The following is a 12,787-nucleotide window of genomic DNA, read 5'->3' as shown; positions in this document are numbered from 1 at the left end:
CAGATCGCTTCCGGATATCATTGGCAAAGTGTCTGCCGAATTTCTTAGCCCAAAGTCGCACGGTCTGGTGAGAGACGACGACGCCACACGCTGCCAGCATATCCTCAACCATCCGCAGACTAAGCGGAAACCGGAAATATAGCCAAACAGCATGGGCAATCACCTCGGCTGGAAATCGGTGGCGACGATAAAGTGGATCACGGCTAGATCTGGTCATGCCGCCAGATCCCACATTTTGATCGATGTCCGGTTAACGTTACGATGCCGGTCGAAGCAAAGACACAGTTCGCCGTCATCTTCGGCGAGCGGTTCTTCAACTAATGAACCGGCCCCCCGCACAGAATTCCTGACAAGCCCCGATCGGGGCGACGCCGGTCGCGCGGCGGCCTGGTCTGCGATGGAAGACGCGCATCCTTCTCGATGCGGTAAGCCGTCGCCCGGCTGATCGACGCCTTGGCGGCGGAGACCTCGATGGAATTGTTTTGTCGGTACTTCATAAAAAGCCTCGTCTGATGATCGGTTACATGGCGACCCGGCACAAAGGTGATTCTCCATTCTCAGAAAATCACCCACGCTACCGGGCCAACCGCGATCATGAGACGCCGAAAAATTGCGCCGCGGCGGGGGTGTAACTCCGGTCGGGCTACGCCCTCCCTTCGTCACACCCCCGCCGCCGAGTCTCATCCTGATTGACGCTGAGTCTCACCTTGGTTGTCGCCGCGCACTCAGACACTCAACCCGCGACGTGATGCGGTGCTGCGCAGCCGAAATGGCTCCGCACCGCAACCCGCCGCTACCGACCCAACAACACAAACCAAAAACCGCTGGAGCGAACTCAAAACTGGATAAAACTTGGGGGCAAGGTCACATGAGAACTATGCCGAGTGCCAAACAAACAGCGACCCGCCGAACTGGCCGGGAACGCACGGTTTGCTGCAAACAATAGAAGAGACACTCGGCATAGTTCGACGGTCGGCATAAACGGCCTTATGCCGCGCGCGGCATAAGGCCGTCTCGACGAGCGATGCGATGGCCCCCCAATTCTCCGCTCCAGAGTCATGACCATGACCGGCGAACAGAGACGGAACAGCAAATCCCTTGTCAGTGCTAGGAGTTAGGCAGCCTGGCTTTTAATCCATCGCGTTCGCTAGCTGCCCACAATACTTGCTTGCGCGGCGGCGACTGTGTGCACCGCCGAATTTTGAGCCGCCTGTGGCGGACCATCGGCGGTGCCCGACCTTATACAGCTGCAGAACAAATATAAGGCCGGCGGAGTTGAGATTGTCACGGGAGCGGTCGGGTTAGGCGCAGTCGGCCCGATCCACGCGATCGGGTATGTCGGAAACAACATTGGTTCGGCGGTAGGGGTGTTTGGGGCGGCCTTCCTATAAATGCTAGGGGCTATGCAAGTAGGCGTCGAGCTTTCTTGAGCATGTGAACGGGCGCGGTCATGTGTCAGGCCCCATCGTTGCGGCAGCATATGCACTGAGGGCCTGTATGGCGTTACGCGGATTAGGACTTGATCGAATTTGCGAGCTTTGAGCTCGTTGCACGCCCCTGATTATCCTAATCCCAATCATATCGATCATAGCCGGGCCGAGTGGCTCACGAAGGCTGTTTTCGACGATGGGACGCCTGGCGCCATTCTCGTGGTGGATTCTGCGACCAGGGATCTCGATTCCCTCGAGACAGGCGGCAATCACCAGACGCACGCGGCGTGGCCGGCGTTGATGATACAACCATCAAGTCCTCTCGATTAGGAGCTCGCCTTACCTGCAGTGCGCGAAGCCCTCATGACATACATCCGGGGACGGCCCCAAACCTCGTATATGATGTCCATTACCTCCGCATTCGTGGAATTCAGTGTTTCCATCGCTTGTTCGTACGCCGATCGGCCTACCGCCCCGGCTACCAACTCATACAACGATCGCTTTTTGACCTCCGCGTCCCGGATCGCGTCCGATTCCCAGACGGTCGCGGGCAACAGATCATGCCCCAGGGACTCCCTCAGTAATGCGACTGCCTCCTGCTGCGAGAAGTCACGCGGGTTGTGCCTTGTCACCAAGAATTTGGTGAAATCGTGATTTACCGACATTCCAGCCTCTTCCATCAAAGAGACGAAATCCGATAAAAAGCTGAGGGAGATGTGCATTGACATGATCTCAGGCCATTCAGGGCGGACCGTCATCAGCACGCCGGTCGCTGCTCCATACGCACCTGCGGTCAGAAAGATTCCACCTCCACAGCGGATAACGACGACGTCGTAATTCGCCTCTACTTCCTTAAGCGCAGACACCATTTTTATGCTAGCGTCTGCGATTCTCAAGTCCTCACTGTGGAAGCGCTTCGTACTTTCCCGTTCGAATATTTCGAGCTCGCAAGTACCCGGCACAAGATCAAGACCATCAAAATAGGTGGGTCGGATTACAGAGCTCATACTGGACCGATCGTCATCATAGCGTAACGCGCCATACATGCTCACGCAGCGGTCGGGAAAACCGATATTCGGAAAATAATAACCGAACATTTTCGACAATGAGCCATTCGGATCGAGGTCTATAGCGAGAACGCGGTATCCTTGAAGTGCAAGGCCCTGAGCCAGATAGAGCGATGTGGTGGTGCTTGCGGAGCCGGCTACTGAGATGATCTGTAGTTTCTCACCCTCGCGCCTGCGCGGGCAAAACTTCAAAACCTCTTTCCGACGAGACGTTGCGAGATAGGCACGGAGTTCGTTGATCTGTCGAAGCGTATAGGAGCGTCGACCTGCGGTCCCTGTCTCCGGTGTCGTCCCCAGCCCATCAATTGACAACTGGCGCAAATAACTGCCCGACACGCCGAGAATCTCGGCAACCTCGCCCAAGGAGAACGATCGAAGGGTCCTGTCTTCGGGTTCTAGTAACTTAGGAACTGCCCTCCTCTTGAATAGGCAAGCCGAGATTTCATTGGCATGGCGCAAAATGCGCTCCGACGCTTTCTCCGTCTGAAAGCTTGGATTCTCAGAATTAGGCATAAAGTCTCCCGATGACGGCGCTTGGTGAAATCATGCTGTACGGACCTCCAGCCTTTTCGATCAAGGAGACGTAATGCGAGCAAAACTCGAGGAAATCGGTCATTGACACTATCTCAGGCCATCCAGAGCGGACCGTCACCAGCAGGCCGGTCGCTGCTTCACACGCGCCGCGGTCAGAAAGCCTCCAGGCCTAGTGGATGACGACGACGTCGTAATCCTCCTCGACTTTCTTGACGGCATCGAACATTCTGATGCTAGCATCTGGGTACCCCCACTCGCTGCGGTAGCGCCGCGAACTTTCCACTTCGAAATGGCCGAGTTCGAAAGTACCCGGCACGAAATCAAGCCCATCAAAATGGGTTGGTTGAATTACACGGCGCATACTGACCCGACGTTCATCATAGCGCAAAGCGGAATACATGCTCGGATAGTGGGCGATATCGTCGGCCGGAGGATAACCGAACATTTTTGACAATGCGCCCTGCACATCGAGATCTATCGCGAGAACTCGGCATCCTTGAATTGCAAGGCCCTGAGCCAGATAGAACGATGTGGTGGTGCTTGCGGAGCCGGCGGCTACTGAGATGATCTGTAGTTTCTCACCCTCGCGCCTGCGCGGGCAAAACTTCAAAGCCTCTTTCGGACGGACCGCAGCGAGATAAACACGGAGGTCGTTGATCTGCCGAAGCATGTAGGAGCGCCGTCCTGCGGTCCCTAGCTCCGGTGTCGGCCCCAGCCCATCAATTGACAACTGGCGCAGATAACTGCCCGACACGCGGAGAATCTCGGCAACCTCGCCCAAGGAGAACGACCGAAGGGTCCTTTCGTACCGATGTTTAGGAGGTGGCCCCCGCTTGGTTACGCGAGCCTCGATTTCTTTGGCATGGCGCAAAATACGCTCCGACGCTTTCACCGTTTGAAAGCTTGGAATCTCAGAATGCAGCATAAGTCTCCCGGTGGAGGTTTCTCTTGTATGCGATGTGTTTAGACTGTCATGATTTAGCATATGTATGAGCCCCGAACAATCCTCCATGGCTGGCCTCTGGCAGGAACCACTCGACCCCCGAGTGCCACACCTTCGCCCTAGTACGGCCTGCTGTGGTTCATGCGACCCCGCGTGTCCCAATTAGCCTAATAGGTGGACTCGCGAATCACGATCGTTTCGGTGTGGCATTTGACATCAAGTGCACAACCCAGCCTTATCCTCGCCCCTCGGCTGAAGCAGGTCTGGCGCAGCACCTTGCGGCGTTCGCGCGCAAGATCAGATCTCGTCTTCCGCGAAACAAGCGAGCCTGGGTCGCTGCCGCTGCCGGAGCGATGCCGGACCGCGCGCCGATCACGAAGATTGACGATCATGCGCACAACTTCATCGCGAGGCAACTTCGGCAGCTCCTTTCTCGGGCAGCGTCGTGGCGGGGGCCAATGTTAATCCGGTGCCCCATCTGCAGGACCAGATGGATTGGGGCATAGTCTTTATTCCCTCCGCGTTGACGGCGCTCGGGAGGAGGAGTGCTGTCGATCCTATCGAACGGCTATGGGAGGAGGAGCCGTTTCTATGAGCGTGTTGCCGTTTCTATGAGCGTGTTGCCGTTTCTATGAGCGTGTTGCCGTTTCTATGAGCGTGTTGTAGCATATTTCGCAGGAAGATGAATATCGATGTTGCAATGCAGCAATGCAATACGTGCAATCCTGCGCATCTTGTGGCTTTGGCATTGCCGCTTTTCTTGGCAGAACCAACGGAGCATGCTGTGCCGCCGGGAGTCCTGGCGGTTTGGCAACCTGTCGATCGGGTATTTCCACCCTATGGATCTCACGCTGCGGCTCAAGCCATGCACTGGCAGGTGATACAGGACGAAATGTCGGCGAATTCGGCCCCGAATTGCCGAGATGCGTCGCCACGCCGGTCGCCCAGACGAAGTCGGTTTGGCTGCCCTTCAGGCAGTAATGCCTCCAAACGGGCGCGCCTTAGCGTGCATGCGACCCAGAGTCCTTTCGATGGTGCTGAAGCACCGAGCTGTCTTCTCAGAAAGAGGAATACTACCTTTGAGGGCTTTTAATGTGCATGAACGTCTTTACGCCGTCAAGGTATAAAAACAATGCCGTCCCAGCCAACGAGCACTTTGCAGCAATCACACATCGATAAACAACGACGTCGCAATCCTCCCGACTTCCTTGAGCGCAGCCACCATTCTGACGCAAGAACCTGATAGCTAAGTTCTCGCTTTGATAGCATCGCATATATTCCTCGTCGAAAAAGACGAGCTTTGGTGTAGGTGTTAGCAGCGCTAGACGCCCGCCACCACGTGCGGGGGCGCCGGCATCAAAGGGGGCAACAAGCGCGCTTGACGCAACGCCGCCAGATCAGCCGAGCCGGTGCAGAAGCACGCGACGGCCAATTGGCGGATGACGATCTCGAAGTGCGCGATAACCGCCTCGGTGGACACCGTCGCCGCGCCCAGAACGCCGGCCGCCTGCCCGGCGATGTCCGCGCCATAACGCCTTGGCTACGTCGACGCCGTCGCGGATCCCGCCCGACGCGATCAGTTTCACCCCTGGCAGCGCCCGACGTACCGTCACGCTGGCCGGCGTCGGAATCCCCCAATCGGCGAACGCCATCGCCACTGCACGGTCGGCGCTACCGCGGGCGCGCTCGCCCTCCACCGCGGCCCAACTGGTGCCGCCGGCGCCGGCCACATCGATCACCGCGACGCCCGCCTCGACGAGCGAACAGCCCACCGAGGCGGACAGCCCGACCCCACTTCCTTGGCCACGATTGGTACGCTCAAGCGACGCGAGCGATCTGCGCCAAGACGCCGCGCCAGGCGGCGCAGCACGCCCGTCAGCCCCTGGAAGCTGCGCGATTGCAAGCTCACGCGCTGCGAACCGACGCACATTGCGATCCCCAGGGCTTGCGCTGCCTCGCTCAGATGCTGGTTGATGGCCTCGGCGCGTTGCATGCCGCCGGTGATGGAACTGATCAGCAGCGGCGCGCGCATGGTCTTGCCCAGCAGCGAGGCGCGCAGGTCGATCTGCGTCAGGTCCAACTCGGGCAATGCGCAGTGTTCGAAATGGATGTACTCCCCGCCGCCGGCGCCGGTGGCTGGCGCCGTTCGCTGAGCCCGCACAATGTCCAGATGGTCGTCCTTTCGCCGGCTTAAGGCAGTGTCGCTCATGATCGCCCCTTCCCCGGCATCGGACGTTCCGTCGGATCGAACCGGCGGCAGCACGGGCACGGCGCCGCCTCCCGCCCGTTCAGACCAGCCACGCCGGCCTCCCCACTGGAGCGTCGCTGCGGTAGCGGCTTGTTGAAGTCTGGTAGTACTTCGCGCGGATGGCCGCCATTGCCTCGATCAACTGTTCCCATGGCGCGGGAAAGCGTTCTTCCGCCCGGTGCAGCATGCGCGTATAGCCGTCCACCGTTGAGGAACTCCACCACAGGCATAGCTGGATAGCGCTCCACCAGCAGGATCGCCGCGTTGTCCGGCTCGCCGGCCGACATGTCCCTATTGCGTCCATGCAGTTCGTTCTGCAGGCGTCCTATCGCGGAGATGAGCCGGATGACCTGGCAAACTACGAACGCGCGCGCAAGGTCGCCATGTCCAGCCCCCACAGCAACGATAGGCAACAGAATACGTTCGCGTAGGCAATTGATTCGATGCCGTTGTGCAGGTACTCGGCGTAGGACCAGCGTTCCGCCCCTGCCGCCTGCGCGTGTCCGGCGCGCAGTGCCGCACAGGAGCACCGGGTTCATCGAGAAGCTGAGCATAGTCGCGATGGTCGTAGGCGAGCGCGGCCAGCGAAGCACGCAGCACAGCAGCCCTCGAATCCGGGGAGCGCGCACGGCACGCCCTGCCCCAGCGCCTGCTCCACGCCGGCGAGCTGCTCCGGCGCGATTAGACCAAGGTCGTTGCAATCGTCTAGCCAGAACAGCAGCGCCAGTTCGCGATAGAATGCCACGATCGGCGTTTCGTCCTCCGGATCGCGGCCGGTGCTGTCGCTGATTTCGCGCAGGCTCGAATGGACGCGCTGCAGGATATACTGGCCGCCCCTGACCGCTTCCACGGCATGCTCGTCGGCAAACCCGGTCAGGGAGCGCCCCCACTCAAGCACCTGCTGCAGCGCGCGTTCGGTCTGGCTCATGGCGCCGCTCCTGCTTCGTCTGCCAGAATGCGCCGTCCCCAACGAAGCGTCAGCCACAACCCGGCGAGTTCGGCCACGCGCACCAGGGTGGGGCAATACAATTTCTTGCCGATCCACAGCGGGGTCTGCGGCACTGCTTGCGCCGCATGGCGGGCGAGCATGCACTCCAGCGCACGCGCCACCGCCTGCGCAATGCGCTGGCGCCCTATTGGCTCTTCGCTCCCGTCCATCGCGTGCAACGCGAACAGAGCATAGGCGGTTTCCTCGAATGTGGACGTGCGCTCGGCGCCCCAGCCGCCGTCGTCGTGCTGCGCCTGCAGCAGCGCCGCCAGCGTGCGCTCGTCGCGCCACTGGGGCTCGCCTTGCGCTAGCGCAGCGACCGCGTGCGCGGTGGGATATAGCCATGAAACGTGCCATTCATCGTTGTCCCATAGACCGTGCGGGTTGCGATTGGCCTCGACGTAGCGCTGGTGCCGGCAGCGGGCTTTCCTAACAGCCGCAACGCATGCAGGGCATGGATGTTGGTCGACACCGAAGCGTTGCGCTCGCCGGGGAACGTAACGAACAACTCGCCGATTTCGAAATGGCGCAACGCATCGACCGCCGGGTCGCGACCTGCAAGGCGCAGCACGCACAACGCGACAGCGGTGTCGTCCGCATCAACTGCGAAGTGCAAGGCCGGGCCCAGTCCGAACATGCCCAGGTGGGCGTCGAGCTGCGCGACGATCACGCGCACCGCCTCGGCGAGCGCGGGATGGGCGAACAGCCCGGCCAGATGCAGGGTGTACAGTGACCAGCATGGCTCGAACACATTGATCGGCCAGACATTGAGAACGACACCTTCGATGCCGTTGCGCGTTGCCCGCGATGCCGCTTGTGCCGGTTCGCTTCGGGTGATTGTCCGAAAAGCTTACCGGACCGACCCCGATCGACCCGCGCCTGCGTGTTGGGATCGACGGCTTTGCTTGAGCTGCTCGCCAGGTCCGGCCAGTAACTTACGGTATCGGGTTCGGTGGCCCCTCGACAGGTATGCGGCCGCCGTTCTGGGCCTTGTTGCGACTGTAATAATTGGAGACTTTCTGGACGTAGTCCCGCGTCTCCGGAATGTTGGGAATCTGGCCGTTTTGAAGCGACCGTCGATAGGGGCCAGCATTGTAGGCGGCGGCGATCAGGTCATATCGATTGCCGAAAATTCCCTGCAGCTGCTTGATGTATTTGACGCCGCCTCGAATATTGTCGCGAGTGTCACAAGGGTTGACGCCGAGCTGGGCGGCGGTCCTCGGCATTAGCTGCATGACGCCGATCGCACCGACCGCCGAGCGCGCTGACTGACGGAAGCCGGACTCCTGCTCGGCAACGGCGAGCGCGAAGTTCGGATCGACTCCCTGCCGGATTGCCTCATCCTCGACTATCCGGGCAACTTCCTGTTGGCTCGGCATCGCTTCCGGCGCTACGCTGTCCATCGTTCCACCCGAGGTGTCTTTCAGTTTCCTGGTATCGGCCTGACAGCGCTGGTACCAGTTTGATGTCGCCTGCTGGCTCTTCTGTCGGGCACTATCAATGACAGGCAGCTGTGCTTGGCCCTGGCTGCCGACAAGACTTGCAGCAAGAAGAAAAACAGTAGCCGTAGGTCTCTCAGAACGATTCGCGTAGCTCATCGACCACCACCCGATCCCATTTCGCAGAACTTCGACGACCATTTCTTCGGATCCTCTCCAAGCTCGCTGAGCAACATCGACCTCCCTCACTGTCTCCGCCCGGCCGACTGCACCTGATGAACCCGTGCATGGGGGACATGTCCACGCCGGAGCTCACGCTGTTCTCTTCGCCGATTTGATCAGCGTGAAGGTGCGTTAAGTTTTCCATGGAGCGGGCGCTGTCCGGCGGCGCACGGAATTCGCCGGAGAAGGCGCCGTTGTAATCGGTCGCATAGGTCTGCATGTGATCATTCGGCTGGGCCACGACGACGTAGTCGACCAGGTGCCCGCGGATTTTGATGTCACGCGAGTGCAGCGAGCCGGCGGGGACGATGCGCTCGACCTGCACGATGACGATACCCCGCTGGCCTTGCCGGCCATGGCGAGCTGCAGGTTGTCGAGCGTCGCGGCCTCCTTCTCCATCGTGACGTTGCGGATGGATCGGCCGTCTTGCCGCGCAGAAAGGCGATCGATGGGGAAGGTTTTGTAAAAGAGCCACTCCTCGCCCCCGAACTCCCTCAGCTCGACCAGGTCTTCCGTCGTCTTGCAATTCATCTTGCCGCCGCCGTTGCGCGGGTCGATGAAGGTCCCAAGCCCGACTTTCGAGAAGAGCCGGGGCCTGCCCCCGGCGATCTCGCGGTAGAGATGGGAGATGACACCGAGCGGCAGATTGTAGGCCTCGCAATTGCCGCTGATCGCCAGCTGCGTCAGCTTCGGCACCAGTCCGAAATGCCCACCGATGAGGCGTTTCACCAGCCTATCATGCGCCAGTCGGTTGAGGCCCTTGCTTTTGTTGTCGCCCGGGGCGGCGGAAAAGACGAGGGTGAGAGCGCGCGGCTCGTCCGATTCGAGGAAACGCCTCTCGAGGGCGGCGATCAACGCCTCCGGCGTGCCGACGCCTACGAAGCCGGAAGTGACAACTGTAGCGCCTGGGCGGATCATCGCGACTGCTTCGGCGGCCGAACAAATCTTGTCCCTCATAGCTGTCCCCTCCGCACGCCTTGGCGCATGATCGTGTTCGTAACCGGATGAACCCGGATCTGTGCGGAGTCAGGCACTTGCTTTATGCAGACCGCGATATTCATGCTGTCTTTGACTCCAACCGAATGTAGTTTTGTGTCTCGGTCGGTCCTAGCACTCGTCGTGCCAGGCCAATTGTGCGGTGTGTAACGTGCGTGTTTCGGGCGGGTTGGGCTTCGCTAGTGGTCCGCAGTGCGACAAATTGTCAGGTTCGCGACACGGGTGGCTGCGTGCCCTTGGCAGAGGTGCAACACTGCTTGCAAGATTCTTGACCGCAAACGATTTCGCTAGAGCATCGCGCGGCTTTCCAATTGCAGCATTTGCGTCAAGTGTAGTTCATTCGACCAGGAATTGCTTGCGCATTGGCGCTTACACTCCGCGGTCTCTTCAGGAGCCTCACGACATATGTGCGACATTGTCGTCATCTTCGTCGGTTTCGTGACACGCTTTAGGATTCTTCGATCCGGTATTTTATCCCTCTAAGTGTTTGCGGCAGCACCATTTTCGACTTCTGCCCCATCAACTAGCTTGATTGGCACGACGCTTGAAAATTGTTCTAGGGCTGCGACGGAACCAGCCGCGTCCGATGTCGCGGCATCGCATCGGTCGGTTCGAACACGAAAAGGAAGTGACAATGGCTGCTCTGTGTCGAAGCAAAGCGTTTTTTGTCAAGCGGCTCAGGAAATGGGGGAACCGCAAGGCGGGTTACGGCAGGTGGGTGGCCGCCTACACGCCCCCGCCTAAGTGCGTTAACGGAACAAGGGGGAAAGTATCATGAAGTCCTCGAAGGAACCTATGATCAAGGCGTCCGACCTCCTTGTCGTAGAGCTTAAGAAAATCCCGGATCATGCTGCGCATCACGGAAATGTGGCGCAGCAACGTGGAGCAAGCAGATGAAGCTCGAAAAATTGTGGTCCAACTGGATGATCCCCTTCCTTACCACGCGCGCGGTCGACAGCAGCCTGTTTGCCGTCGCGCAGGGCGACGAGAAGCCATCAAGCGCATGGTGGAAGCCCCGCGCCTTGCCGACATGTGGAACCTTAACCGGCAGGTCTACGCGCTGATGGCGGCCTGGATGGACGTATGCCAACGCATGGGGGTCTATCATGCCATCGCCTCCGTGCCGTGGGGCAAAGCCTATGAACGCTACAGCGCGTCGCTCGCCGATACGGAGAAAGAAGACGCCAAGGATTTCGACTGGCGCAAGGGCTTTGAAGCGTGGCGCGACATCGCCGACAAGGAACTGATCAGCAATATGCGCTCGAAGGATTTCCTGGCCGCGCAGCGTGAATTGTTGCGCTCCGTGCTGGACCTGCGCACCCGCCAGCAGGAAGTGGCAGACAGCGTCGGCCGGCTGTTCGGCGTTCCGACCCAGCACGATTTAGACGACTTGGCGCGCCAGATCACGGAACTTAGGCGGGAGGTGCGCGCCAGCCTCAGGGCGACACAGCGCCATGAGGCCGAAGGTCGCGAAGGCGTCGTCGGACAACCAGGAGAGGGATAAGATCATGACAGACCCCAGTTACACCACCTTCAACACCTTCAACACCTTCAACGGCTTCATGAAGGATTGTGCCGAGAATTTCGGCCGGTTCCACAAGGCGGCGGACGTGCTCGCCGCCACCGGCAAAGTGGATGTCGATATCGGAGCGACGCCGAAGACGCTCGTCATGCGTCGCGACAAGGTGGAGCTGTTCCGCTACGAGCCGACAGCCGAGCGCACCGTCGAGGCGCCGGTTCTCATGGTCTACGGCCTGATCGGCCGCTATACGTTTTTGGACCTCCAGCCCGACCGCTCGCTGGTTCGCAGCCTGCTCGACAAGGGCATCGACATCTGGCTGAACGATTGGGGTCAGCCCGGCCGCGGCGAGCGCTGGCTGACGATGGACGACTATGTGGACTATATCCACGAGGCGGTGCAATGGATCTGCCGTGAAACGGGCCATGACAAAGTCACGCTGCTCGGCATCTGTGAGGGTGGTGTCCTCGCCACCTGCTATGCGGCGCTCTATCCGGAGAAGGTCAAGAACCTGGTCCTGGCCGCCACGCCAATCGGCTTCCACGCCGATATCGACGACGCGCCGGCCCACCAGGGCTTGCTCAATACCTGGACGCGCTCGCTTGCGCCCGAGGATATCGACCGTATCATCGATGCTCTGGGCGGCGTCATCCCCGGCGATTTCATGGGCTTGATCTTCACGCTCATGACGCCAATGCGCTCGCTCACCAAGTACAATGTCGACCTCCTCGAAATACTCGGCGACAAGGACAAGCTGATGAATTTCCTGCGCATGGAGAAATGGCTGGCCGACCGGCCGGACCACCCGGGCGCAGCCGGCCGGCAATGGCTGAAAGAGCTCTATCACGAGAACCGCCTGGTCGAGGGCAGCTTCGAGCTATCGGGCCGCGTCGTCGACCTTCGCGCGATCGTCGCGCCCGTGCTCAACATCTTCGCGCTGAACGACCATATCATTCCGCCGGCCTGCTCGAAGGCGCTCGGCAGCAAGATCGGCACGACCGAGTATAAAGAGATTGGGCTTGACTGCGGGCATGTCGGCTTGTTCGTTTCCAGCAAGTCGCAGGGCAGTCTCGCCGAAATCATAGCCGAATGGCTCAAGGCACGGGACGAGTAGGCGACAGCTATAAAAAACTAGATTTGCTCCCGCGAAGACGTCCCGACAAATCCGTTCGGCCGATAGGAATGTCTTCCGGGATATCCCGCTGATCGCGGACTGGGCAATTGGGCCATGGCCGAGGCGTTCAGAAGGCGATCGAGGCGGGAAGGCTGTAAGCGCTACGAGTGGCCCACGGGTATTTCCGTTGACATTTGCAGGGTTCCGAGACCGGTCGGCTTTAGCCCGAATCTCTCAAAGTAAGGGGTGCATCGGGGCTGCGAATCTGAGAAACTGCTTTTGCTACA

The 12,787-nt window shown here is 59.8% G+C and carries 7 protein-coding genes and 7 pseudogenes; 3 read left to right on the top strand and 11 right to left on the bottom strand.

All coding sequences use genetic code 11. The features are described 5' to 3' along the window. Nucleotides 1-217: pseudogene (locus OS035_RS32825) on the bottom strand (IS6 family transposase); the annotation flags it as partial. Nucleotides 218-359: 142 nt separating this feature from the next. Continuing rightward, nucleotides 360-539, bottom strand: a pseudogene (locus tag OS035_RS32820) (IS21 family transposase); the annotation flags it as partial. Between the two features lie 184 nt (nucleotides 540-723). On the opposite strand from OS035_RS32820, the pseudogene OS035_RS32815 reads away from it, so the two are divergent. Next, a pseudogene (locus OS035_RS32815) lies at nucleotides 724-849 on the top strand (IS3 family transposase); the annotation flags it as partial. Nucleotides 850-1,756: 907 nt separating this feature from the next. Here OS035_RS32815 and repA read toward each other — a convergent pair. From repA to OS035_RS32770, 9 genes and pseudogenes are all read right to left on the bottom strand, one after another. Further along, nucleotides 1,757-3,010 carry a plasmid partitioning protein RepA gene (gene repA, locus OS035_RS32810; RefSeq protein WP_331815449.1) on the bottom strand — a complete coding sequence of 418 codons (1,254 nt, stop codon included), beginning with the start codon at nucleotides 3,008-3,010 and terminating at the stop codon, nucleotides 1,757-1,759. Nucleotides 3,011-3,200: 190 nt separating this feature from the next. After that, nucleotides 3,201-3,956, bottom strand: a complete 756-nt coding sequence (locus OS035_RS32805) for an AAA family ATPase (protein WP_331815447.1) — start codon at nucleotides 3,954-3,956, stop codon at nucleotides 3,201-3,203. Nucleotides 3,957-4,141: 185 nt separating this feature from the next. Further along, on the bottom strand, nucleotides 4,142-4,366 hold the full coding sequence (locus OS035_RS32800) for a hypothetical protein (protein ID WP_331815445.1): 225 nt from the start codon (nucleotides 4,364-4,366) through the stop codon (nucleotides 4,142-4,144). Between the two features lie 929 nt (nucleotides 4,367-5,295). Then, nucleotides 5,296-6,183 (bottom strand): annotated as a pseudogene (locus tag OS035_RS32795) (type 2 isopentenyl-diphosphate Delta-isomerase). Between the two features lie 79 nt (nucleotides 6,184-6,262). After that, nucleotides 6,263-7,150, bottom strand: a pseudogene (locus OS035_RS32790) (terpene synthase family protein). Continuing rightward, nucleotides 7,147-8,027, bottom strand: a pseudogene (locus OS035_RS32785) (prenyltransferase/squalene oxidase repeat-containing protein); the annotation flags it as partial. The pseudogenes OS035_RS32785 and OS035_RS32790, both read right to left, overlap by 4 nt. A 118-nt stretch (nucleotides 8,028-8,145) precedes the next feature. Then, entirely contained in the window at nucleotides 8,146-8,850 is a 705-nt protein-coding gene (locus OS035_RS32780; RefSeq protein ID WP_331815443.1) for a lytic transglycosylase domain-containing protein, read from the bottom strand. 153 nt (nucleotides 8,851-9,003) lie between these two features. Next, a complete protein-coding gene (locus OS035_RS32775) occupies nucleotides 9,004-9,828 on the bottom strand; it encodes a CoA-transferase (protein ID WP_331815440.1) in 825 nt (274 codons plus the stop codon). A gap of 14 nt (nucleotides 9,829-9,842) precedes the next feature. Next, nucleotides 9,843-9,932, bottom strand: a pseudogene (locus tag OS035_RS32770) (nitrogen fixation protein FixA); the annotation flags it as partial. A 782-nt stretch (nucleotides 9,933-10,714) separates the two neighbouring features. Between OS035_RS32770 and OS035_RS32765 the strand changes: the two are divergent. Continuing rightward, nucleotides 10,715-11,371: a poly(R)-hydroxyalkanoic acid synthase subunit PhaE gene (locus OS035_RS32765; protein WP_331815437.1), complete on the top strand. Its 657-nt coding sequence runs from the start codon at nucleotides 10,715-10,717 to the stop codon at nucleotides 11,369-11,371. Between the two features lie 4 nt (nucleotides 11,372-11,375). Continuing rightward, complete coding sequence (locus OS035_RS32760) at nucleotides 11,376-12,500, top strand: alpha/beta fold hydrolase (protein WP_331815432.1); 1,125 nt, start codon at nucleotides 11,376-11,378, stop codon at nucleotides 12,498-12,500. Nucleotides 12,501-12,787 lie beyond the last annotated feature (287 nt).

Source organism: Rhizobium sp. 268, from assembly GCF_036571585.1.
GTDB classification, from domain to species: domain Bacteria; phylum Pseudomonadota; class Alphaproteobacteria; order Rhizobiales; family Rhizobiaceae; genus Rhizobium; species Rhizobium redzepovicii.
The sequence above is the reverse complement of the archived record's forward strand: the minus strand, read 5'-3'. Positions and strand labels throughout refer to the sequence as shown.

Bases quoted from the DNA above. Each gene is read 5' to 3' on its own strand.
- OS035_RS32765 (WP_331815437.1), top strand. From the start codon at position 10,715: ATGCTGCGCATCACGGAAATGTGGCGCAGCAACGTGGAGCAAGCAGAT.
- OS035_RS32775 (WP_331815440.1), bottom strand. From the start codon at position 9,828: ATGAGGGACAAGATTTGTTCGGCCGCCGAAGCAGTCGCGATGATCCGC.
- OS035_RS32800 (WP_331815445.1), bottom strand. From the start codon at position 4,366: ATGATCGTCAATCTTCGTGATCGGCGCGCGGTCCGGCATCGCTCCGGC.
- OS035_RS32805 (WP_331815447.1), bottom strand. From the start codon at position 3,956: ATGCTGCATTCTGAGATTCCAAGCTTTCAAACGGTGAAAGCGTCGGAG.
- OS035_RS32760 (WP_331815432.1), top strand. From the start codon at position 11,376: ATGACAGACCCCAGTTACACCACCTTCAACACCTTCAACACCTTCAAC.
- repA (WP_331815449.1), bottom strand. From the start codon at position 3,010: ATGCCTAATTCTGAGAATCCAAGCTTTCAGACGGAGAAAGCGTCGGAG.
- OS035_RS32780 (WP_331815443.1), bottom strand. From the start codon at position 8,850: ATGGTCGTCGAAGTTCTGCGAAATGGGATCGGGTGGTGGTCGATGAGC.